Source organism: Rhabdothermincola sp., assembly GCF_036846205.1.
Classification (GTDB): Bacteria; Actinomycetota; Acidimicrobiia; order Acidimicrobiales; family Acidimicrobilacustridaceae; genus Rhabdothermincola.
The window spans coordinates 13,549-36,301 of the sequence record NZ_DAIUCK010000019.1 but is presented as its reverse complement, the minus strand read 5'-3'; the positions used below and the strand labels follow the sequence as shown (position 1 = coordinate 36,301).

The 22,753-nt window shown below is 70.1% G+C and carries 22 protein-coding genes; 13 read left to right on the top strand and 9 right to left on the bottom strand.

Annotation, left to right across the window (positions count from 1 at the left end; all coding sequences use genetic code 11):
* Positions 1-1,379, top strand: a 1,379-nt coding sequence (locus tag V7004_RS04570; RefSeq protein WP_334142464.1) for a dihydrolipoyl dehydrogenase family protein, incomplete at its 5' end; no start/stop codon positions are given.
* 69 nt (positions 1,380-1,448) lie between these two features.
* On the opposite strand, the gene V7004_RS04565 is transcribed toward V7004_RS04570, so the two are convergent.
* Positions 1,449-3,224, bottom strand: coding sequence for an acetyl-CoA carboxylase biotin carboxylase subunit (locus tag V7004_RS04565; RefSeq protein ID WP_334142463.1), 1,776 nt, complete (start codon positions 3,222-3,224; stop codon positions 1,449-1,451).
* A gap of 17 nt (positions 3,225-3,241) precedes the next feature.
* Between V7004_RS04565 and V7004_RS04560 the strand changes: the two genes are divergently transcribed.
* Positions 3,242-4,039 carry a biotin--[acetyl-CoA-carboxylase] ligase gene (locus tag V7004_RS04560; protein WP_334142462.1) on the top strand — a complete coding sequence of 266 codons (798 nt, stop codon included), beginning with the start codon at positions 3,242-3,244 and terminating at the stop codon, positions 4,037-4,039.
* Positions 4,040-4,069: 30 nt separating this feature from the next.
* Here the strand turns inward: V7004_RS04560 and V7004_RS04555 are convergent, their stop codons facing one another.
* Both V7004_RS04555 and V7004_RS04550 read right to left on the bottom strand, forming a co-directional pair.
* The gene (locus V7004_RS04555) at positions 4,070-4,909 is read right to left on the bottom strand and encodes an aminotransferase class IV (RefSeq protein ID WP_334142461.1); all 840 of its coding nucleotides are present in this window, start codon (positions 4,907-4,909) and stop codon (positions 4,070-4,072) included.
* Positions 4,910-4,943: 34 nt separating this feature from the next.
* Positions 4,944-5,954, bottom strand: a complete 1,011-nt coding sequence (locus V7004_RS04550) for an anthranilate synthase component I family protein (RefSeq protein ID WP_334142460.1) — start codon at positions 5,952-5,954, stop codon at positions 4,944-4,946.
* 38 nt (positions 5,955-5,992) lie between these two features.
* On the opposite strand from V7004_RS04550, the gene V7004_RS04545 reads away from it, so the two are divergent.
* The 10 genes from V7004_RS04545 to V7004_RS04500 all read left to right on the top strand — a co-directional run bounded on the left by V7004_RS04545 (position 5,993) and on the right by V7004_RS04500 (position 17,275).
* Complete coding sequence (locus V7004_RS04545) at positions 5,993-7,153, top strand: acyl-CoA dehydrogenase family protein (protein WP_334142459.1); 1,161 nt, start codon at positions 5,993-5,995, stop codon at positions 7,151-7,153.
* A gap of 41 nt (positions 7,154-7,194) precedes the next feature.
* Positions 7,195-8,634, top strand: coding sequence for an LCP family protein (locus V7004_RS04540; RefSeq protein WP_334142458.1), 1,440 nt, complete (start codon positions 7,195-7,197; stop codon positions 8,632-8,634).
* An 84-nt stretch (positions 8,635-8,718) separates the two neighbouring features.
* Complete coding sequence (locus V7004_RS04535; RefSeq protein WP_334142457.1) at positions 8,719-9,999, top strand: UDP-glucose dehydrogenase family protein; 1,281 nt, start codon at positions 8,719-8,721, stop codon at positions 9,997-9,999.
* The gene (locus V7004_RS04530; protein ID WP_334142456.1) at positions 9,999-10,937 is read left to right on the top strand and encodes a UDP-glucuronic acid decarboxylase family protein; all 939 of its coding nucleotides are present in this window, start codon (positions 9,999-10,001) and stop codon (positions 10,935-10,937) included. Before V7004_RS04535 ends, V7004_RS04530 begins: the two co-directional genes overlap by 1 nt.
* 9 nt (positions 10,938-10,946) lie before the next feature.
* A complete protein-coding gene (locus V7004_RS04525; protein WP_334142455.1) occupies positions 10,947-12,056 on the top strand; it encodes a glycosyltransferase family 4 protein in 1,110 nt (369 codons plus the stop codon).
* Positions 12,053-13,222: a glycosyltransferase family 4 protein gene (locus V7004_RS04520; RefSeq protein ID WP_334142454.1), complete on the top strand. Its 1,170-nt coding sequence runs from the start codon at positions 12,053-12,055 to the stop codon at positions 13,220-13,222. The genes V7004_RS04525 and V7004_RS04520 overlap by 4 nt, the downstream gene beginning before the upstream one ends.
* On the top strand, positions 13,219-14,505 hold the full coding sequence (locus V7004_RS04515; RefSeq protein ID WP_334142453.1) for a glycosyltransferase family 4 protein: 1,287 nt from the start codon (positions 13,219-13,221) through the stop codon (positions 14,503-14,505). Before V7004_RS04520 ends, V7004_RS04515 begins: the two co-directional genes overlap by 4 nt.
* A 12-nt stretch (positions 14,506-14,517) precedes the next feature.
* The gene (locus V7004_RS04510) at positions 14,518-15,321 is read left to right on the top strand and encodes a hypothetical protein (protein ID WP_334142452.1); all 804 of its coding nucleotides are present in this window, start codon (positions 14,518-14,520) and stop codon (positions 15,319-15,321) included.
* Complete coding sequence (locus tag V7004_RS04505; protein WP_334142451.1) at positions 15,318-16,325, top strand: NDP-sugar synthase; 1,008 nt, start codon at positions 15,318-15,320, stop codon at positions 16,323-16,325. Before V7004_RS04510 ends, V7004_RS04505 begins: the two co-directional genes overlap by 4 nt.
* Positions 16,322-17,275, top strand: a complete 954-nt coding sequence (locus V7004_RS04500; protein WP_334142450.1) for an NAD-dependent epimerase/dehydratase family protein — start codon at positions 16,322-16,324, stop codon at positions 17,273-17,275. The genes V7004_RS04505 and V7004_RS04500 overlap by 4 nt, the downstream gene beginning before the upstream one ends.
* Here the strand turns inward: V7004_RS04500 and cofE are convergent.
* The 3 genes from cofE to gmd are packed head-to-tail and all read right to left on the bottom strand — an operon-like array spanning position 17,272 to position 19,924.
* A complete protein-coding gene (gene cofE / locus V7004_RS04495) occupies positions 17,272-17,988 on the bottom strand; it encodes a coenzyme F420-0:L-glutamate ligase (RefSeq protein WP_334142449.1) in 717 nt (238 codons plus the stop codon). The two genes, V7004_RS04500 and cofE, sit on opposite strands and share 4 nt — an antisense overlap.
* A complete protein-coding gene (gene cofD / locus V7004_RS04490) occupies positions 17,985-18,926 on the bottom strand; it encodes a 2-phospho-L-lactate transferase (protein ID WP_334142448.1) in 942 nt (313 codons plus the stop codon). The genes cofE and cofD overlap by 4 nt, the downstream gene beginning before the upstream one ends.
* Positions 18,927-18,943: 17 nt before the next feature.
* A complete protein-coding gene (gene gmd / locus V7004_RS04485; protein ID WP_334142447.1) occupies positions 18,944-19,924 on the bottom strand; it encodes a GDP-mannose 4,6-dehydratase in 981 nt (326 codons plus the stop codon).
* Positions 19,925-19,977: 53 nt separating this feature from the next.
* Here gmd and V7004_RS04480 point away from each other — a divergent pair, with 53 nt between their 5' ends.
* Positions 19,978-20,439, top strand: a complete 462-nt coding sequence (locus V7004_RS04480; RefSeq protein ID WP_334142446.1) for a helix-turn-helix transcriptional regulator — start codon at positions 19,978-19,980, stop codon at positions 20,437-20,439.
* Here the strand turns inward: V7004_RS04480 and V7004_RS04475 are convergent.
* The 3 genes from V7004_RS04475 to V7004_RS04465 are packed head-to-tail and all read right to left on the bottom strand — an operon-like array spanning position 20,436 to position 22,682.
* Positions 20,436-21,338, bottom strand: a complete 903-nt coding sequence (locus V7004_RS04475; RefSeq protein WP_334142445.1) for a GDP-mannose 4,6-dehydratase — start codon at positions 21,336-21,338, stop codon at positions 20,436-20,438. The genes V7004_RS04480 and V7004_RS04475 overlap by 4 nt on opposite strands.
* A gap of 7 nt (positions 21,339-21,345) precedes the next feature.
* Complete coding sequence (locus V7004_RS04470; protein ID WP_334142444.1) at positions 21,346-22,473, bottom strand: glycosyltransferase family 4 protein; 1,128 nt, start codon at positions 22,471-22,473, stop codon at positions 21,346-21,348.
* 29 nt (positions 22,474-22,502) lie between these two features.
* Positions 22,503-22,682 (bottom strand): hypothetical protein, encoded by a 180-nt coding sequence (locus V7004_RS04465; protein WP_334142443.1) that lies wholly within the window; start codon positions 22,680-22,682, stop codon positions 22,503-22,505.
* Positions 22,683-22,753: the final 71 nt, after the last annotated feature.

Genomic DNA, 22,753 nt, shown 5'->3' with positions numbered 1-22,753 from the left:
TGGGTAGCCTCGGTCTCATGCCCAAGCGCTTCGTGATCATCGGTGGCGGTCCCGCGGGAAACCAGGCGGCCACGCACGCGGCTCGACTCGGGGCCGAGGTGACCTTGGTCGAGAAGGACATCGTGGGAGGAGCGGCACACCTGTGGGACTGCATCCCTTCCAAGGCGATGATCGCCACCGGCGGCGCGCTGCGGCTCATCAACGAAGCGCCGGGGATGGGCCTGACCCAGGTGAGCGCGGCATTGGACTTCGATGCGCTGAAGGAGCGCATCCGCTCCATCGAGGCCCGGTTGCAGGCTTCGGTGACCGAACTGCTCGAAAGTCAGGGGGTGCGGCTGCTGCGAGGCCGGGGACGTCTCGCCGGCCCTCACGAGGTGCTCGTGGACACGGACGAGGGCGCTCAGCACCTCGAGGCCGACGTGATCGTGCTGTCCACCGGCAGCCGGCCGCGGACCCCCGACTGGGCCGCCGTCGACCATCACCGGGTCCTCACCACCCGCGACGCCTACCCGCCTCCGGAGCTGCCCGATCACCTGGTGGTGATCGGCGCGGGAGTCACCGGGGTGGAGTTCGTCCACATGTTCGCGTCGCTCGGCAGCGAGGTCACCTTCATCGTGAGCCGCCAGCAGGTGCTCCCCCAGAAGGACCCGGAGGTGGCAGCGGCGCTCGAAGCGGACTTCCTGGCCAGGGGGGTGCGGTTGCTCAAGGGTGCTCGGGCGGTCGGGGTGGAGGTCGCAGGTGAGTCGGTCACCGTGCGCTGCGACGACGGGCGGTCGGCCAGCGGATCCCACGCGCTCCTGGCCATCGGCTCGATCCCCAACTCGGAGGGACTGGGCCTCGACGGCGCAGGGGTGGAGGTCGACCGGTCCGGCTACGTGGTGGTGAACCACAACTGCCAGTCGACCGTTCCCCACATCTACGCCGCGGGGGACCTGTCGGGGAAGTTGCCCCTGTCATCGGTGGCGGCGATGCAGGGTCGCAAGATCGCCGAACACGCCATGGGTCTGCACGTCGGCCCTCACCGCCACCTCGACTACGAGAAGGCGGCGTCGGCCATCTTCACCGAACCGGAGATCGCGGACGTCGGCTTGGCGGAGGCCGACGCCTTCGCCGAGGGTCGCAAGATCCGGGTCACCAAGGTGCCCTTCTCGGCGAACGCCAAAGCGCTCATCGACAACGACCCTCGGGGCTTCGTGAAGATCGTGTCCGACCCGGCGACGGGGGTGGTCCTCGGCGGCTCGATCGTGGGGCGGCACGCCGCGGAGCTCATCTCGGTGATCGCGCTGGCGGTCAACGCCGGGCTCCGGGTCACCGACATCGTCGAGAGCCTGCTCGTGCACCCGGCGCTCGCCGAGGCGCTCTCCGACGCGGCTGAATGATCGATCGCACCCGCCGATCGCTCTGCCGGCGGGTGGTCGAGCGGCGGTCGGGGGGGGTCGGCCCCGGGGTCAGTCGATCACCGCGACCACGTCGCCCGATCCGACGGAATCGCCGGGAGCGACCTTGACCTCCTTGACCGTGCCCGCCTTGTCGGCGTTGATGTTGTTCTCCATCTTCATCGCCTCGAGGACGCACACGGTCTGGCCGGCCTCGACCTGGTCGCCGACCTCGACGAGCACCTTCACGATCGTGCCCTGCATCGGCACCGTGACGGCGCCGGAGCCCGCGGCGCTCGCGCCCCCGCCGGCGCCGCCGGCTGCTCGCCGGGGTCGGGGACCGGCGGATGCCGACCGGGCGGCGCCCGCTGGTGCGGCCGCGATCGATTCGGGCAGCCACATCGTGACGCTGAACCGCTTGCCGTTCACCTCGACATCGACGTCGCGGCGGGTCTTCGGTTCCGTCGCTGGTGCGTCGCCGCCGGGTGTCTGGCCGCCGACCCCGCTCAGGTCGAGGACCTCCTCCACCCACTTCGTCGAGTGGGCAGCGGACCGGAAGTCGGGGTGCTCGAGGATCGCGATGTCGGCGGGGATCGTGGTGGCGATGCCTTCGATCGTCATCTCCCGCAGGGCTCGCACCATCCGTCGGATGGCGACGTCGCGGTCGCGGCCCCACACGATCAGCTTCCCGACGAGGTTGTCGTAGAACTGGCTGACCGCGTCGCCGGACTCGTAGCCACCGTCCCACCGCACCCCGAATCCCTGGGGGGGCACCAGCTTGTGGACGGGTCCCGGTGAGGGGATGAACGCGCCTCCCGCCGGGTCCTCGGCGTTGACCCGCACCTCGATGGCATGGCCGGTGCGCACGATCTCGTCCTGGGTGAACGACAGCGGCTCACCCGAGGCCACCCGGATCTGCTCGGCCACGAGGTCGATGCCGGTGACCATCTCGGTGACCGGGTGCTCGACCTGCAGCCGGGTGTTCATCTCCAGGAAGTAGAACTCACCGTCCTGGTACAGGAACTCGACGGTGCCGGCGTTGTAGTAGCCGCACGCCTGCGCCACCTTCACGGCCGCTTCGCCCATGGCTCGGCGGATCTCGTCGGGGAACGCCGGTGCCGGGCTCTCCTCCACCAGCTTCTGGTGGCGGCGCTGGGCGGAGCAGTCGCGCTCGCCGACCCACACGCAGTTGCCGTGGGTGTCGCCGATGATCTGCATCTCGATGTGGCGGGGCCAGGGGAGGTACCGCTCGACGTAGCACTCGGCCCGACCGAAGCCCTTGAGGGCCTCGGACTGGGCCGACTCGAACGCCTCGGCCGCCTCGTCCGCGGAGCGCACGACCCGCATGCCGCGGCCGCCGCCTCCGTAGGCTGCTTTGATGGCAACCGGCCAACCGTGCTCCTCGCCGAAGGCGATCACCTCGTCCGCGCTCTGGAGGAACTCGGTGGTCCCCGGCACACCGGCCACGCCGGCGGCCTCGGCGGCCCGCCGGCTGCTGACCTTGTCGCCCATGACCTCGATGGCCTCGGGAGGTGGTCCGATGAAGGTCACCCCCTGCGCGGTGATGGCCCGGGCGAAGTCCGTGTTCTCGGAGAAGAACCCGTATCCGGGGTGAACACCGTCCGCACCCGAGCGCGCGATGGCATCGAGGATGGCGGCGGTGTTGAGGTAGCTCTCCGCTGCGGTCTGCCCGCCGAGCGCGAACGCCTCGTCGGCCAGCCTGACGTGGAGGGCATCCCGGTCGAGCTCGGAGTACACGGCCACCGTGGCGATGCCCATCTCCTGGCAGGCCCGGATGACCCGAACGGCGATCTCGCCCCGGTTGGCGATGAGAACCTTGGTCAGCACGCCATATGGTTACCTGCATGCGAGGGGACCGTGCCAGATCGGATCTCTCGAGCACCCGTTTCGCGGACCTCCGCTGGGTGGCCGAGACCACGTCGACGAACGCCGATCTGCTCCGGGAGGCGGCAGCAGGTGCACCCGAGGGCATCGTGCTGGTGGCAGACCACCAGACCGCGGGCCGTGGGCGCCTCGGCCGGTCATGGGAGTCCCCACCGGGCGCTTCACTGCTCCTGTCGGTGCTGCTGCGACCCGCGCTGAAGCCCTCCCAGGCGCACCTGGTGGCGAGCGCCGTCGGGCTGTCGGCGGTGACCGCCTGCCAGCGGGTGGCGGGTGTCGACCCTCGGCTGAAGTGGCCGAACGACCTCCTGGTCGATCTCGATGGTGCCGAGCGCAAGGCCGGGGGCATCCTCGCCGAGTCGATCATCGAGCACGACGTGCTCGAAGCCGTCGTGGTGGGGCTCGGGCTGAACGTGAATTGGCCGCAGACGATCCCCGAGGAGCTCGCAGGCATCGCCACCGCCCTCAACCTGGTGACCGGCAGGGAGGTGGATCGCGAAGACCTCCTGGTGGCACTGCTCCGAGAGCTCGACGGCTGGTGCGCTCAGCTCGAGCACGAAGAGGGGCGCGACCTGCTGCGCGCCACGTACCTGGCGCGGTCCGCGACGGTGGGGCGCGAGGTGCGTGTCGAGCGTCCGGGCGGCACGCTCGAGGGTCGAGCGGTCGACGTGACGGCAGACGGTCACCTGGTCGTCGAGGACGAGGCCGGCTCGACGATCGAGATCAGCGCCGGCGACGTGGTGCACCTCCGCCACGGTTGACCTGCGGCTGCGCCGCCGGGCCTGCCCGGTTCAGGGGTCGAGGGTCCGGGCCTGCAACCCGCGGAAGGCTTCCATGGCGTGCTCGGTCAGCGGGCCGGGACACGCCGCCAGCGCGACGCCGTCGACCGATCGGATGGGCTGGATGTCGCGGGTGCTCGACGTCAGGAACGCCTCGTCGGCCTGTGCCAGACGGTCGAGCGGGATGTCCGCTTCCACCACCTCGACCAGCTCCAGCACCAGCTCGCGGGTGATCCCGGCGAGGCAACCGGCGCTGAGCGGGGGCGTCCACAGCTTCCCCTCGAGTCCGAGGAAGACGTTGGTGCCCGTGCCCTCGCAGAGGTTGCCGGCGGTGTTGGCGAAGATCGCCTCCTGGCCGCCGTGCTCGTGCGCGTACCGGAGTGCGACCACGTTCTCGGCATAGGAGGTCGTCTTGAGACCGGCCACCGCGCTGTGCTCGTTCCGCCGCCAGGGCACGGTCACCACCGCCGCTGAAGGGGGCCAGGGCGGTTGCGGGCTGACCGCGATCAGGATGGTCGGTCCACCCTCACCCCGATTGGAGCCCAGCGGTCCGGCGCCACCGGTCACCGTGATCCGGGCTCGACCCTCGGTGAGGTGATTGGCGGCGATGGTGGCGGCGACACCGGCACGCAGCTCGGCGTCGTCATAGGGGATCTCGAGGCCGAGGCCGGCCGCGGAACGCCGGAGGCGGCGCAGGTGGCGGGTGAGGGCGAACGCCTGGCCGTGCAGCACCTTGGTCGTCTCGAACACGCCGTCACCGACCGTCAGCCCGTGATCCCATGCGGACACCGACGCGTCGTCTGGGGCACGCAGCGCGCCGTCGATCCACACCAGCGGCGAGTCGGGGGTCATCCCGGCATGTTCGCGCGCCAAGCCGCCGCACAGCTCACGCCGGGACGAAGGCGCCGGAGGCGACGTCGAGGAGGTTGCGGGCCTTGAGCTCGGTCTCGGCCCATTCGCCCTCCGGGGTCGAGCCCCAGGTGATGCCGCCACCCGTACCGAAATGGAGCCGACCCTCCTCGATCCAGAAGGTGCGGATCGCCACGTTCAGGTCGCCGGCCTCGCGATCCGCGTCGACCCACCCCACGGCCCCGCAGTACACCCCGCGAGGAACCGGCTCGAGGCGTTCGATCAGATCGAGCGCTGACAGCTTCGGCGCCCCGGTGACCGACCCTGGCGGGAACGTGGCCTCCAGGAGCTCGGGCCAACCCATTCCCGGGCGTAGTCGCCCCTCGATCGTGCTGACCAGGTGGACCAGACCGGGATGGCGCTCCACGGCGAGCAGGGAAGGGACCCGGACGGTGCCGTAGTCGCACACCCGGCCCAGGTCGTTGCGAACCAGGTCGACGATCATCACGTTCTCCGCTCTGTCCTTGGCGGTCAGCTCCTCAGGGATGGGCGCAGTGCCCTTGATGGGGGACGACCACACCCGGTCGCCGCGCCGGGAGAGGAACCGCTCGGGGCTGGCCGAGGCGACGTGCACGCCGTGGTCCGGCAGATCGACCACCGCGCTGAACGGGGCGGGGTTGCCGAGCGCCAGCGCGGCGCCGAGCGCCGCGACCTTCGCGCCGGGAGGCGCCGGGGCGGAGAGCCGCCGGGTGAGGTTGACCTGGTACACGTCACCGGCGGCGATCGCCTGGCGGATGGTGCGCACGCCGCGCTCGAACCCCCCACGATCGAGGCTCGTGGTCCACGCGCCGGCCGGTGGGCCGATCCAGGGCCGACCCGGCCAGGGCCTCGCGGGGCGCACCCGGCCGAATCGGGCGCAGACGGGGCGCCCGGTGAAGGGCACCACGACCGCCCAGAAGCCCGAGCTGTCGAGTGCGGCCAGATCGTCGGTGACATCCAGCAGCTCGGTGGCGAGCCGGTCACCGACGACCGCGAGGGCGTCGTCCACGGGTCGAGCCTATGAGCGGCGCGGCCTACGATCGAACCGTGGGATTCGAGTTGACGGCCGAGCAGGACGCGTTCCGCAAGGTGGTGCGCGAGTTCGCCGAGGCCGAGATCGCCCCTCGTGCGCAGGAGTGGGACCAGTCCCACACCTTCCCCGTCGACACCGTGCTGGCCATGGGTGAGCTGGGGCTGTTCGGGCTGCCCTTCCCGGAGGAGTACGGCGGCGGCGGCGCGGACCTGACGACCCTGTGCGTCGCCATCGAGGAGCTGGCCCGGGTGGACCAGTCGATGGCCATCACCCTCGAAGCAGCCGTCGGCCTCGGGGCCAACCCGATCTTCCGCTTCGGTACCGAGGAGCAGCGCCAGCGGTGGCTCCCCGACCTCTGTGCGGGCCGGGCGCTGGGTGCGTTCGGTCTGACCGAACCCGATGCCGGCAGCGACGCCGGCGGCACCCGGACCCGGGCCCGACTCGACGAGACCAGCGGCGAGTGGGTCATCCACGGCGAGAAGGCGTTCATCACCAACTCGGGCACTCCGATCACCTCCGTCATCACCATCACCGCGCTCACCGGGCCGGCCGGCGCGGCACCCGAGATCAGCACCATCGTCGTTCCCGCCGGCTCCCCCGGCCTGGTCGTGCACCCCCCGTACCGGAAGATGGGCTGGCACGCGAGCGACACCCACGGCCTGAGTTTCGACGGCTGCCGGGTGCCCGGCTCGAACCTCCTCGGCGAGCGAGGTCGAGGCTTCGCGAACTTCCTGGCGATCCTGGACGAAGGCCGGATCGCCATCGCCGCCCTTGCGGTCGGGGTGATCGAGGCGTGCCTGGACGCCTGCCGGCGCTACGCGTGCGAGCGCATCGCCTTCGGGCGGGCCATCGGCGCCAATCAGGCGGTGGCGTTCAAGGTCGCGGACCTGGCCGTGATGGCCGACGCGGCCCGGGCCTTGACCTACCGTGCTGCGGCCCTCGCCGACGCGGGGCGCCCGTTCAAGAAGGAGGCCGCCACCGCCAAGCTCTACGCGAGCGAAGCGGCCGTCACCGCCACCCGGGAGGCCACGCAGATCTTCGGTGGCTACGGGTTCATGGACGAGACTCCCGTCTCGCGTCACTACCGCGACGCGAAGGTGCTCGAGATCGGTGAAGGAACGAGCGAGATCCAGCGGCTGGTCATCGCTCGCGAGCTCGGGCTCCCGGTCACGTAGCGCGCGAAGCGCCACCAGGCGCGCTGGTAGCGTGGCCCGCCGTGCGACGAGCTCGCCGGACGTGGCCACAGCGCCTGTTGATCACCGTCAATGTCGTGCTGGTGGTCATCTGCCTGGGCTCCGCCGCGGCGCTGACCTACGTGCAGCGTGAGCTGAGCGCGCTGCCACGGGTGAGCATCGGAGGGGTGCTCGATGATCGGGCGACCACGGGGGAGCCGCAGAACATCCTGCTCGTCGGAGTGGACGACGGGAGTGGCCTGTCGTCCGGTGACCCGGTGCTCATCGGGCGATCGCGCTCGCTCAACACCGACACGATCATGGTGCTCCGCCTCGATCCCCGTTCGGAGAAGGCGCTTCTGTTGTCGCTGCCCCGGGATCTCTGGGTCCCGCTGGCGGGGTCCAACTCGAAGGGGCGCATCAACTCAGCGATGGCCATGGGTGGGCCCGAGCGGCTGATCCAGACCATCCAGCAGGATTTCGGCATCCCGATCCACCACTTCGTGCAGGTCGACTTCGCGGGGTTCAAGGAACTGGTGGCGGCCATCGACGGCGTCCCCATGTACTTCCCGTGGCCGGCCCGCGACCGCCAGACGGGTTTGGCGCAGGACGAGACCGGTTGTGTGACCCTTGACCCCGATCAGGCCCTGGCTTTCGCCCGCAGCCGCCACTTCGAGATCAACGAGGGCAAGGGCTGGAAAGAAGACCCGTCCTCGGATTACGGGCGGATCAGCAGGCAGCAGCACTTCATCAAGGCCGCACTGAAACGAGCGGTGGCCCGAGGCGTGCGGAACCCCTTCACGCTCTCGCAGCTCATCCAGGTGGCGCAGAAGAACGTCACGCTCGACGACCAGCTCACCACGCAGGACCTGCTCGACCTCGGTTCGCAGTTCCGCGACTTCGATCCCGACACCCTCGAGGTGTTCACACCGCCGACCCGAGGCGGCTTCGCCGGAGCGGCATCCGTGCTGTTCCTCGACGAGAAGGGCGCCCAGCCGATCTTCGATCGGTTCCGAGGTGTCGAGTCTGATGCGGATCCCGTCGCCTCCATCCGGGTGGAGGTGAGGAACGGCTCCGGGCGCAGCAGCCAGGGGCGGCAAGCCCTCGACGCGCTCGGCCGGCTCGGGTTCGTCACCGTGCGTTCCGTCGACGCCTCGAGCTTCCGCGTCGGTCGGACGACCGTGCTCTACGGGCCGGGGAGTGAACGGCAAGCCGCCGAGCTGGCCAGGTATCTCGACGGGGAAGTCGGTTTCGAGATGGATCCGAGCCTGCCCGACGATGTGACGGTCGCGCTGGTGACCGGCACGGACTTCAGCTCCGTGCGAGCGGAACCCCGGCCGCTCGAGGACTTCCGGTCATTCCTCGACGCCGCGGTCGATGCTCCCGGGTCGACGTCGACCACCACCCCGCCGGAAGGGGCCGAACCTGCCGAGGGTGTGGTGGGCTACGTCCCGATGCCACCGCCGGGGATCAGCTGCGGCTGATCGGCGCGACCCCTGGCGAGGGGTCTCGGCTCGCACCCACCCATGAGTACGATGGCGGCTGCCAGTGAGCCAGGGTGAGGGTGGATGGGAAGCAGGATCGCGGTCATCGGCACGGGGTACGTCGGCCTCACGACGGGCGCGTGCTTCGCCCACCTGGGCCATGACGTCGTCTGCGCCGACGTGGATGAGGCCAAGATCGAACGTCTGCGCAGCGGTGAGGTCCCCATCCTCGAGGCCGGCCTCGAGGAGCTGGTGCGGGAGGGCTTGCGGTCGGGCCGGCTCCGGTTCGTGGTCGGCGCGGCGGGCGCGGTCCGTGACGCGGAGTTCGCCTACCTGTGTGTGCCGACGCCACAGGGGCCCGATGGGTCCGCCGACCTGAGCTACATCGAGGCCGCCGCGAGGGAGATCGCCCCGCACCTCCCACCTGCCGCGGTGGTGGTCAACAAATCGACGGTCCCGGTCGGATCGACCAGGTTCGTCGAGCAAGCGCTGGGGCGCTCCGACGTGTTCGTGGTCTCCAACCCCGAGTTCCTCAGGGAGGGCTCTGCGGTCACCGACTTCCTCCATCCCGACCGGGTCATCATCGGCAGCGACGACCAGAGCGCCGCCATCCGGGTGGCTGCGCTCTACCTCGACGTTCCAGCACCGTTGATGGTCACCGACCCTGCTTCCGCCGAGACCATCAAGTACGCGAGCAACGCGTTCCTGGCGACCAAGCTGTCGTTCGTCAACGCCATCGCCGCGGTGTGCGAAGCCGTCGGGGCGGATGTCAATGACGTCGTGCTCGGGATGGGCTACGACAAGCGCATCGGGCACGAGTTCCTGAAGCCCGGCCCGGGCTGGGGAGGGAGCTGCTTCCCCAAGGATTCGCGGGCGTTGCTGTACCTCGCCAAAGAGGCCGGGTATCACTTCGACCTCCTTGAAGGGGTGATCTCTGTCAACCACGAGCAGTTCGATCGGGTGGTGGCGAAGATCAGGCGCATGGTCGGCACGCTGGAGGGATCGACGGTGGCGGTGTGGGGGCTCACGTTCAAAGCCAACACCGACGACCTGCGCGAATCACCCGCGCTGGAGATCGTCGGACGCCTCCTCGACGCGGGAGCGATGGTGCGGGCGTACGACCCGACCGTCCGCGATCCGCTCGATCAGCTCCCTGGCCTGAAGGTCTGCGACGATCCGTACGCGGCCTGCGACGGGGCCGACGTCCTGGCGGTGCTCACCGAGTGGGATGAGTTCAAGTGGCTCGATCTGGACAAGGTGGGTGAGCAGCTTCGCCACCGTCAGGTCGTCGACGGCCGCAACCTCCTCGACCGCAGCGCGCTGGCGCGCCGGGGCTTCCGCTACGAGGGGATCGGGCGCACCTGATGGCCAGGATCGTCGTCACCGGGGGAGCGGGCTTCCTCGGTTCACACCTCGCCGATCACCTCCTCGCCCGAGGCGATGAGGTGATCGCCATCGACAACCTGATCACCGGATCGGTGGCGAACATCGAGCACCTCTTCGGCGTCGAGGGCTTCACGTTCGTGAGGCACGACGTCAGCGAGTACCTCTGGGTGCCGGGGCCGGTCGACGCCGTGCTGCATTTCGCCAGCCCGGCATCACCAAAGGACTACCTGGAGATGCCGATCCAGACGCTCAAGGTCGGCAGCCTGGGTACGCACAATGGCCTCGGCCTGGCCAAGGCCAAACAGGCGACGTTCATGCTCGCCTCCACCAGCGAGGTCTACGGCGATCCCGAGGTTCATCCCCAGCCGGAGAGCTACTGGGGGCACGTCAACCCGGTCGGCCCCCGCGGGGTGTACGACGAGGCCAAGCGGTTCGCCGAGGCGATGACGATGGCGTATCACCGCTACCACGGGATCGATGTGCGCATCGTGCGCATCTTCAACACCTACGGGCCCCGGATGCGCGCCGAAGACGGTCGGGTGGTGTCGAACTTCATCGTCCAGGCTCTCAAGGGTGAGCCGATCACGATCTACGGCGACGGCAGCCAGACCCGAAGCTTCTGCTACGTCGACGACGAGATCCGGGGATTCCTCGCCCTGCTCGACTCCGGCGAGAGCGGTCCCGTCAACATCGGCAACGACGGGGAGTTCACGGTCCGCGAGCTGGCAGACCTGGTTCTCGAGGTCACCGGCTCCACCTCAGAGGTCGTCCATGAGCCGCTGCCGGTCGACGATCCCCGCCAGCGCCGACCTGACCTGACGATGGCCCGGCAGCGGTTGGGATGGCAACCGGAGATCGGCCTGCGCGAAGGCATCGAGCGCACCGTGGCCTACTTCCGCCAGCTCCTCGACGTCTGAGCCCTGGCCATGACACGGCAGTTGCGCGTCGCGGTCACGCTCGAGCAGTGCTGGCACGACGTGCCGGGGGGCACAGCGCGATCGGCTCTCGACGCGGTGAGTGCCATGGTTCGCCATGCGCGCCTCGATCTGGTGGGGGTCAGCGCCCGCCATCGGCACCCCCCCCCGCCCGAATGGCGACCGGAGATCGCGGTGCGGATGCTGCCGCTCCCGCGCCTCGCTCTCTACGAGAGCTGGCACGCGCTGCGCTGGCCGGCTGTCCAGCTGGCGACCGGGGCGGTCGACGTCATCCACGCCACGGGCATGGCCGTGCCGCCCCGATCGGCACCGCTGGTGGTCACCGTGCACGACCTGGGGTTCCTCCACCAACCGGGCCACGTGACGAAGCACGGTTTGCGGTTCTTCCGGCGAGCGATCGACCTGGCCAGGCGCGAGGCGGACCTGGTGATCGCGCCCTCCCAGGCGACGATCGACGACTGCGTGGCTCACGGCTTCGACCCGGTCCGTCTCCGGCTGGTGCCCTGGGGCATCCGCATCGAGACCGCCTCGGCATCAGAGGTCGCGCAGATGCTCACCGCTCGCCGGATCGAACGGCCCTACGTGCTGTGGACCGGAACGGTCGAGCCGCGCAAGAACCTGCCCGTGCTGCTCGAGGCGTTCGGCCGGATGGACATCGACGATGTCGACCTGGTGCTGGCCGGCCCTGCAGGCTGGAACGAGGATCTCGAACGGCTGATCGGGTCGAAGTTGCGTGACCGGGTGCATGTGCTCGGCTTCGTACCGCCGCCGGATCTCCGCGCGCTGTATGCCGGCGCGAGCCTGTTCTGCCTCCCGAGCATTCGGGAGGGCTTCGGCCTGCCCGTGCTCGAGGCGATGGCTCAGGGAACCCCGGTGGTGACCTCTGCGGGCACGGCGACCGAGGAGGTCGTGGGCGATGCCGGTCTGGTCGTGGATCCCACCGATGTCGACGGGCTCGCGCGGGCCATGGAGCGGATCCTGCGCGACGACGCGCTCACCCGCCGGCTCGGCGAGCTGGCTCGGGAGCGGGCTGCGACGTTCACCTGGGAGCGCACCGCGGCATCGCTCGTGGCTGCCTACGAGGAGGCGGCCGGGAGATGAGGGGAGCACCGTCCCATCGCGTCGGGTGCAACCTCCTCTGGCTGGTTCCCGGGGTCGTCGGCGGGAGCGAGGAATACACCGTGGGCATTCTGCGCGCCTGGGTGCGGCAAGCCGATCGCTTCCCCGATCTGGAGCTCGTGCTGTTCGTGAACCAGAGCTTCCCGGCACGCTACCCGGACCTGGTTCGGGACCTGCGCTGCATCGTGGCGCCGGTGTCGGGACGCTCGAAGCTGCTCCGGGTGACAGCCGAGAGCACGTGGCTGGCGTGGAGATCGCGCCAGGAACAAGTGGCACTCGTCCATCACATGGGGGGCACGATGCCCGCTCGGAGGACCGCTCCCGGTGTCCTCACCGTCCACGACCTGCAGCCTTGGGACCTGCCCCAGAACTTCGGATGGGCCAAGCGGGTCTACCTTCGGGTCGCGGTCCCCCGGTCTGCACGGGCTGCCGTGGCGCTCGTCACCCTGAGCAGCTGGGCCGGCCGGGACGTCGCTCGGCAGCTCGCGGTGGATCCTGCTCGGATCGCCACGGTGCCGCCGGATCTGCCTGTAGCCCTCGAACCGGCGGCGCCGGTCGGGACGGTGCGGTCGGCCTACGACCTGGTCGGCCGCCCCTTCCTCCTCTACCCGGCGATCACCTACCCGCACAAGAACCACGAGACCCTGCTCCGGGCGTTCGCGCTGGCCGTCCGCTCGGACCCGGCGACCGTGCTCGTGCTCACGGCGGGGAGTGGGCCAGCCGAACCGGAGTGTCGCCGGCTGATCGGTGAGCTCGGCATCGGCCAGCAGGTGCGGCGGACCTACCGGGTCCCGAGCGATCACCTCGACGTGCTCTACCGCGAGGCCACCGCACTAGCGTTCCCGTCACGGTATGAGGGCTTCGGCTTGCCGGTCATCGAAGCCATGAGTCGGGGATGTCCGGTCCTGGCCAGCGACGCGGCCGCGCTGGCCGAGGTGGTCGGCGGGGGTGGTGAGCTCCTCCCCCCTGACGACGTCGAGGCGTGGGCAGGGGCCATCCGCCGGGTCCTCGACGACGAGCCGTACCGGGCTGATCTCGTTCGGCGGGCGCGCTCGCGGGCGGCTGCCTTCCAGTCCGGCGATTCGCCACAGAAGCTGGCGGAGGTGTATCGACGAGCGATCGCCAGCTCGCGGGGGAGAGTCCGGTGACAAAGCGTCGAGCGCTCGAGGTGACCATCCTCTGCCCGCACTTCACGCCTGACGTGGCACCCACCGGCGAGGTGATGACGAGGATCGCCGCCGAGCTGGTCCAGCGCGGTCACCGGCTGCACGTGGTCACCTCGCTGCCGTGGTACGAGCACCACGCGGTGGAGCCCGGCTGGGAAGGCCAGTTGGTGCGCACGGAGCGAGCCGACTGGGGACGGGTCAGCAGGATCCACCCGTTCCCGACCGACAAGCGCAACATCCCGGCCCGAGCCGTGGCGTTCGGCGGCTTCACCGGATTCGCCATGGCGGTGGCCCTCGGTGGTCCGCGCTCCGATGTGGTCCTCGCCATGTCGCCGCCGTTGACCCTCGGCCTCGCAGGATGGGTGGTCAGCAGGGTGCACCGAGTGCCACTGGTGTTCAACATCCAGGATGTGTTCCCGGACGTAGCGGTCGAGCTCGGCCTGCTCACGGGGCGGCGGGTCATTGCCGCGGCGCGCCACCTGGAGCGCTTCTCCTACCGGCGGTCCGACGCGGTCACCGTCCTGTCGGACGACCTGGCGGAGAACGTGAGGGCGAAGATCACGCAGGGCTTGCACGGTCGGGCCGCCGCCCGGCAGGCCGCGAAGGTGCACGTCATCCCCAACTTCGTCGACACGAGCTGGATCACGCCCGGGCCGAAAGAGAACCGCTACCGGGCTCTCAACGGTTTGGAAGGAAAGCGGGTAGTCATGTACGCGGGCAACGTGGGTCTCTCGCAGTCGCTGGAGCTGCTCCTCGACGCGGCGGCGGCGATGGTCGATGAGTCCGGAGTGGTGTTCGTCATCAACGGTGGCGGGGCTGCTCGCCCGGAGCTGGAACGACGCGCCCAGGGGCTGCCCAACGTCCGCTTCGTCGACATGCAGCCGAAGGACCGGCTCCCCGAGGTCCTGGCGGCGGCGGACGTGCACGTGGTGCCGCTCAAGAAAGGCCTGGCGTGGTCGAGTGTGCCGAGCAAGCTGTACTCGATCCTCGCCGCGGGGCGCCCGATCGTGGCCAGCGTCGACCCTGGCACCGAGGTGGCCCGGACGGTCGAGCGGGCGGGTGCTGGCCTGGCCGTCCCCCCGGGGGACCCGGAATCGTTCACGAAGGCGATCCGGCGCCTGCTGGACGCGCCCGACGAAGCGGCCGCCATGGGCTCGTCGGGAAGACGCTTCGTCGAATCCTGGGCGTCGCCGGCTGCGGTGGCAGCAGCGTACGAACAGCTGTTCTTCGGTCTGCGCGCCGGAATGCCGAGCAGTGGCGGCTAGCGTGGTCGTGCTATGGGCAAGGCATCCTCCTCCAAGAAGGTGGCGCGCGCCGCGAGAGCGGGTGGGTCCGTCCGGCCCTCCCAACGGAAGTTCGTGTTCCCGCTCGCGGTCTTCGCCATCGTCGTGCTCGGTGTCGGCCTGGTGTGGTTCGCGCGCGGTGAATCAGGGCTCGATCCGGCCAGCGCCTCACCGCCCACGTCGAAGGACCACTGGCACAATGCGTACGGCTTCTACGTGTGCAATGCCTTCGGTGCTCCCCTCACCGACGTCAAGAACGACACCACGGGCATCCACACCCACGGAGACGGCCTGATCCACATCCATCCCTTCAGCGACAGCCACGGCGGCAGGAACGCGACGCTGGGGAAGTGGGGTGACATGGTCGGGGTGACCTTCGGGTCGAGCTCGATCACCATGCCCGATGGCACGAAGTACGAGAACGGCATGGACTGCGACGGCCAGCCCGCCAACCTGAAGGTCTACGTCTGGCCCGCGGATGATCCCAACGCGGAGCCGACGGTCTACGACCGTGACTTCGGCAAGATCCCGCTCAGGGCCGACCGCGACGCGATCACGATCGCCATCGTCCCGGATGGGGCCGAGGTTCCTCGCCCACCCAGCGTTTCCAACCTTGACAACCCCGTCGACCTCCCCGGCGGTGGGTCGCCGACGTCGACCACCGCGCTGGACGGCTCGACCCAGCCGAACTCGGTGATCGAGGGGGAGACTGATACCGGCGCGACGGTCACCATCCCGTCCCAGGGTCCGACCCCGAGTGAACCTTCCACGACGACGCCAGCCACTGCGACCCCGTGAGAGCCGTCGTCCTGGTCGGCGGCTTCGGCACGCGGCTGCGACCGTTGACCTCGACCACCCCGAAGCAGATGCTCCCGATCGTGGGCCGACCGATGATCGAACGGGTCATCGAGGCGCTGAGCCGGCACGGCGTGACCGATGCGATCCTCTCCCTCGGGTACCGGCCGGACGCGTTCCTCCAGGCGTACCCGGAGGACGTCTGTGCCGGGGTCAGGCTGCACTACGCGGTGGAGGCTGAACCGCTCGACACGGCCGGCGCGGTGCGGTTCGCGGCGGAGGAAGGCGGGATCGACAGCACCTTCCTGGTGGTGAACGGTGACGTGCTCACCGACCTGGACATCGGCGAGCTGTGGCGTGTGCACCGCGAGCGCAACGCGGAGGGCACGATCGCCCTCACGCCGGTCGACGATCCGAGCCGCTACGGCGTGGTCCCCATCGACCAGCACGGCCGGGTGGAGGCGTTCATCGAGAAGCCACCTCCGGGTGAGGCGCCAAGTCACTGGATCAACGCCGGCACCTACGTCCTCGAACCGTCGGTCCTCGATCGGATCCCCGCTGGCCGGCGGGTGTCGATCGAGCGGGAGACGTTCCCGGCCATGGTCGCAGATCGGTCGCTGTTCGCCCTCCAGAGCGATGCGTACTGGGTCGACGCCGGCACCCCCGCCACCTACCTGCAGGTGCAACTCGACCTCATCGACGGGGTGCGCGGTGCCCCGGAGCGCGCCATCGCCGCGTCCGCGACGGTGAGCACGCAGGCAGACGTCGAGCATTCGGTCGTGATGGACGGGGCCCGGATCGACGCCGGGGCACGGGTCGTCGATTCCGCGGTCCTGCCGGGCGCCCGGATCTGCGCGGGGGCAACCGTGACGCGCTCCATCGTCGGCCCCGATGCGGTCGTGGGTGAGGGCGCGGTCCTCGACGAGCTCACCGTGGTGGGAGGGGCGATGACGGTGGATCCAGGCCTGAAGGCGCACGGCGCGCGGATACCCATGGAGACAGCATGAAGACCATCGTCACCGGCGGCGCGGGCTTCATCGGCAGCCATCTCGTCGATCGGCTGCTCGCCGAGGGCCACGAGGTCGATGTCGTGGACAACCTCTGGACCGGCAATCTCGCCAACCTCGAGTCCGCCCGGCGCACCCACGGCGATCGCCTGAGGTTCCACCACCTCGACATCCGCGACGCGACCCTGGTCGAGCTCATCGAGGCTCGCGCCCCTGAGGTGGTGTTCCACCTGGCCGCCCAGGCCGATGTTCGGGTGTCGGTGGCTCGGCCCGTGTTCGATGCCGAGGTCAACGTCATCGGCAGCCTGCAGGTGATGGAGGGCGCTCGGCGTGCCGGAGCTCGCAAAGTGGTGGTGGCCTCCAGCGGGGGGACGATCTACGGCGAGCCGAGCCCGGACGCGCTGCCGGTCACCGAGGACCATCCCCAGCACCCGACATCGCCGTACGGCGTTGCCAAGAAGGTGGTCGACGACTACCTGTTCTGCTACCACGCCTTGCATGGCCTGGCGTTCACGGCACTGGCGCTGGCCAACGTCTACGGGCCGCGCCAGGACCCCAACGGCGAGGCAGGGGTGGTGGCGATCTTCGCCGGACGACTCCTGTCAGGAGAACCGTGCACGATCTTCGGTGACGGCCAGCAGACCCGCGACTTCGTCTACGTCTCTGACGTCGTGGACGCGTTCATGCGGTCGGTGACAGAGGGTGACGGGATGCTGCTCAACATCGGCACCGGTGTTGAAACCACCGTCAACGAGCTCTACGACTCCATGGCCCGGGCCGCCGGGGTCGACCTGCCGGCCCGCCACGCTCCTCCCCGGGCAGGAGAGCTGGCCCGTTCCGCACTCGACCCCGCGTTGGCCGGCAAGACGCTCGGTTGGACGCCCCGGACCGATCTGGACACGGGCACCGTCGCGGTCCTCGACTGGTTCCGGGCACAGCGTCCCGCTTAGCGGAAGAGATCCTCGCCGGGCGCTCTGACCAGCTCGCCGCGGACGCTCGAGTCGCGCAGCCACGCCCGGTCGACGCCCCGCAGGATCGCGACCGGGATGCCCGTGGCCTTCCCCATCACCAGCTCGGCAGCGGCGGCCAGCTCGTCGGCCACCGCCACCTCGGTGACCTGCAGCTCGCGACCGAACGAGTCGGTCGATCCGCGCAGGTCCACGATCGCCGCCACGCCCGCGCAACCGATGGCGACGTCGACGACGCCGCGACGCCAGGCCCGCCCGAACGTGTCGGACACGACCACAGCCACGTCGATCCCCGCCTTGCCCCGGATCCCGTCTCGAATGCGCCGAGCAGACCGGTCAGGGTCAGCGGGCAGGAGCGCGGCCTGCCCCCTGGCCACGTTGGAGAGGTCGATGCCGGCATTCGCGCACACGAACCCGTGCACCGTCTCGCTGATGACCAGGTCGCCCCGGCGGCGCAGCACCCGGACCGATTCCTGCTCCACCAGTGTCTTGTGGCTGGTGGGGTCCGTCGGGTCGATCGGCACCAGGCGGTTCTCGGCTTTCGAGACAACCTTCTGGGTCACGACCACCACGTCGCCGTCCTGCAACGCCGTCGCCTCGTCGTGCGCCGCGGTCGAGACGATGATGGAGGCCAGGTCATCTCCGGGCGCGACCTCGGGGATGCCCACCAGACCGAAGATCTCGATGCGACTCACCTGACGCCCCGAGCCGCGCTCAGGACCGCCTGGGCGAGGACCGAGGCAGCGTGCGGGTCCGACATGATCGCGGGCGCGATGACGCAGCGAAGTCCCTCCCCCTCGACCGCTGGGGCCAGATCGCGGTCGGCGTCGTCCACCACCAGGGTTGCGGCGATCTCCCGGTAGAGGCGGGCCACCCCCACGACGGTCGGCTCGTGGCCGAGCTCGGTCATCAACCGGTCAGCGGGTCCCTTCAGGGCAGCGCCGGCGACGATGGGGGACACGGCCACCACCCGATCGCGCCGGGCGGCGATCGCTTCCCGGATCCCCGGTACGGCGAGGATCGGGTCGATCGACACCAGCGGGTTCGAGGGCGCGACCACCACGGTGTCGGCGGCGGTGATGGCGTCGAGCACCCCGGGGGCGGGCCGAGCGCTGGTGGCGCCGTCGAAGCGGAGTGCGGAAACCCGCACGGCGTGCCGGCGCTGGACGAAGTACTCCTGGAAGCCCACCTCGATCCCTCCCTCGTCGGGGAGGGTGACCATGGTGCGGAGCCGATCGTCGGTGGCCGGGACGATCCCAACCTCGACACCCCAGGCGCGGGCGAGCTCACCCGTCACGATCGACAGGGGCGCGCCGTCGAGCAGCCGCTGGGTGCGGTAGAGGTGGGTGCCCAGGTCGAGGTCCCCGAGCCGGAACCAGCTCGCACCGCCATAACGCTCCAACACCTCCATCGCCCGCCAGCTCTCGCCGGCCAGCCCCCAGCCGCGCTCGGGGTCGGCGGCGCCGGCGAGCGTGTAGGTCACGGTGTCGATGTCGGGGCTGATGTGCAGCCCGTGCAGCTCGAGATCGTCGCCCACGTTGACGATGGCGGTGATGCTGGCCGGCTCTGCCACCTGCACCAGCCCGGTGAGGAACCGGGCGGCTCCGACACCCCCGGCGATGACGGCGATCATCAGCTCGCTCTCCGGCGTCAGCGACCGGGCCGGCCCCGGTCCGAGAGCAGGGCCAGGTCTGCGTCGACCATCAGGTGCACCAGCTCTTCGAACGAGGTTTTCGGCTTCCAGCCGAGCACCGCTCGGGCCTTGGATGCATCCCCGACGAGGAGGTCGACCTCCGCCGGGCGGAAGAAGCGCTCGTCCTGCACGACGAAGTCCTCGTAGTCGAGGCCGACATGGCCGAAGGCGAGCTCGCAGAACTCGCGCACCGAGTGGGTCTCGCCGGTGGCGATGACGTAGTCGTCGGCCGCGTCCTGCTGGAGCATCAGCCACATCGCCTCGACGTAGTCACCGGCGAAGCCCCAGTCGCGCTGCGCCTCGAGGTTGCCGAGGCGCAACTCGTCGTCGAGCCCGAGCTTGATGCGGGCCACCCCGTGGGAGATCTTGCGGGTCACGAATTCCAGGCCCCGCCGGCTCGACTCGTGGTTGAAGAGGATGCCGCTCGTCGCGTGCAGCTGGTAGGACTCCCGGTAGTTCACCGTGATCCAATGACCGTAGACCTTCGCCACGCCGTAGGGGCTGCGAGGGTAGAAGGGGGTGCGCTCGTTCTGGGGCACCTCGACGACCTTGCCGAACATCTCGCTGCTGCTCGCCTGGTAGAAGCGGATGTCGGGGTCGACGAGGCGGATCGCATCGAGTAGGCGGGTGACACCCAGGGCGGTGGTCTCGCCGGTCAGCACCGGTTGACCGAACGAGGTCTGGACGAACGACTGTGCGGCGAGGTTGTAGACCTCATGGGGCCGGTGGCTGCGTAGCACCTCGATCAGCGAGGCCTCGTCGAGGAGATCGCCCGGCACCAGGGTGAGCCGGTCCTGGATGTGGCTGATCCGCTCGAAGGTGACGGTGCTCGACCGCCTGACCATGCCGGTCACCTCGTAGCCCTTCTCGAGCAACAACTCCGCCAGGTAGGACCCGTCCTGGCCGGTGATCCCGGTGATGAGCGCGCGTCGGGCCATGGGCTTACGTCCTATCGTGGTTCGGGCCGGTTGTCTGCTAAGTGGGTTGGCACGTGAACGAGAACCTCGGTCGCCGCATCGCGGAGCTTCGGGGCAAGGCCGGGTTGACCCAGCAGGAGCTGGCCGAGCGCCTGGCGGTCTCCCGGGTCACGGTGTCGCACCTCGAGGCCGGCCTGACCGTCCCGGGGGAGCGCACCGTCGCACTGCTGGCCAGCGTCTTCCAGCTCGAGCCGCACGAGCTGGTCGCCGGCACCTCGTACCCTGCCGCCAAGGCTGAACGCCTGCCCGTGGTGGTGGCCCGTTACACGGAGGTGGCCCACCAGCTCGCACTGCTCGACAACGACCTCGCCTGGTTGGAACACGTGCCAGCGAGGCACCGCCAGGCGGTCATCGCTCGTTGGGAGTCGGTGCTCGCCGACCTCGCCGAGGTGACCCACGACGAGCGGGAGCGACGAGCGCTGCGGGAAGCCCGGGAGCGGTTGCGCTCGCTGCGGACCAGCCGACACGAGCGTTAGGCCCCGACGCGGGCGCGCCACTCATCGAGCACGTCCGCGAGGGTCTCGTCGAGGGGGATCTGCGGTTCCCACCCGGTGTCCTTGTGCAGCTTGGTGTAGTCGCCCCGCAGGATGGGGACGTCGACTGGTCGCTGGAGGTCGGGATCGCCCTCGAGGCGCATGGGTCGGGAAGCCATGCCCACCAGCCGGTCCGCGAGCTCGCTGATCGCGATGTCGACCCCTCGGCACACGTTGTAGGCCTCCCCCGGTTCCCCGTCGAGCACGAGCAACCGGTACGCGCGCACGACGTCACGGACATCGGTGAAGTCGCGCCGGGGCGTGAGGTTGCCGACGGGGACCACCTCTCGCCCTTCGAGCTCGTTGCGGGCGATGCGCTCGGCGAGCGCCGGGCATACGAAGCGGTTGCTCTGCCCGGGACCGAGGTGGTTGAACGCACGAGCCCGCACGACGGCGATCCGATAGCCGAGCCACGCCTGGAGCCCGAGGTAGTCGGCGGCGATCTTGCTCGCGGCGTACGGGGTGATCGGGCGCAGCGGGGACTCCTCCGTGAGCGGGAGCTCCGCCAGCGACACCTTGCCGTACACGTCCGCGCTGGTCACGACGAGCACCCTCGCGCCGAGCCCCCGGCACGCGAGCAGCAGGTTGAGCGTCCCCTCGGCGTTCACCCGGAAGGTGTCGATCGGCTGCTCCCAGGAGGCGCCCACGTCGCTCCATCCCCCCAGGTGGTAGACGGCGTCAGGCGCCTCGTCCCGCACCAGCGCCGCCAGGCCCTCAGCGTCGAGGAGGTCGGGATGCCCGGCGTGGCGATCGATCCCGACGACCTCGTCGCCCATCGCGGCCAGGTGCGCGGTGAGGTGGCGCCCGACGAAGCCCGCCGCACCGGTGACCAGCGCCTTCATCGGGTCATCATGCCGCGTCGGCGATCCGGTGGTAGAGCCTGGCGAGCTGCTCGGCGGTGTTCTGCCACGAGAACAGCTCGGCCCGAGCCTTCCCCCGCTCCCGGAGTTGAGCCGCCAACTCCTCGTCGGTGAGCACCTCTTCCAGTGCGTGCGCCAGTGCCTGGTTGTCGTCCGGCTCGACGCAGCGGGCCGCGTCCCCTACCACCTCAGGGATGCCGCCGGTGCGGGTGGTCACCACCGGGGTCCCCACCGCCATGGCCTCGAGGGGTGGGAGGCCGAACCCTTCGTACACCGACGGGTAGGCCAACACCGCGGCTCCGCGCAGCAGGGCGGCGCGCTGGGTCTCGCTCACCCAGCCGAGGCGCACGATCCGGGATCGATGCGCAGCCTGGCCGATCGCCGCGTCCAGTGCCGCCGTGCCCCAACCGTCCGGCCCGGCGATGACCAGGCGGACCTCGGGCAGCCGGGCGGCGACGGCATCGAAGGCCGCCACCAGCCCGGGGAGGTTCTTGCGCGGCTCGACGGTGCCGAGCGCCAGCACGTAGCGGTGGCAACCTGCGAGCTGCCTGCCCGAAGCCGGATCGGCATCGGGCACCGGACTCACACCGTTGGGGATGGTCACCACCTTGGCCGGGTCCGCGCCGAGTAGCTCCACGACCTCGGCGGCGACGAACCGCGAGACGGTATGGATCCACGCGCCGCGGCCGATGGCACGCCTGATGAGCGCGGGGAACTGCAGCGTGTCGCTGGTGCAGTACTCGGGGTAGCGCAGGATGGTGAGGTCGTGGACGGTGATGAGCTCGGCCGCTCGCCAGGCCGGCGGGGCGAGGAAGTTCGGTCCGTGGACCACGTCCACCCGGCCCGACCAGCACTCGACCGGGGGGAGGCGCCCGTGCCGCCAGAGGAACCGCAGCGGTGGACCGAGCATCGGGAACGGGGAGACCGCGACGCCGGGGGGGAGCACGGCTCGCAGCTTCGTGCGGGCCCGCGGCCAGTAGCCGAACGCCGAGAGCCGGAGGTCGGGTCGCCGGGCGAGGCGGAAGATCGTCTCCTCGACGAACCGCCCGACGCCCGTGCGGGTGTCGAGCAGCGCCACGGCGTCGAGCGCGACGCGTACCGGTCGGTCGATGTTCATGCGATCGGGACAGCCGCCGGCGGGGCCGTTCAGGTGCGACCCCTGCGGCCGAGCACGCCGTCCATCAACCGCCGCGGCCCGTCGAGCTGCTGTTCGAGGGACTTCTCGAGCTCACGCCGCCGCACCTGGAGCTTCTGGAAGGCGATCACGCCGAACCCGACGGTGACGTACACGGTGTCGCGGAAGAGCCTCAACGCATCGTGACCCACCCCGCGAACGCTACCGGCGCGAGCCGGAGCGTCACAAAGGCCCGGTGCGGCCACCCGAGGGGTGAACCAGC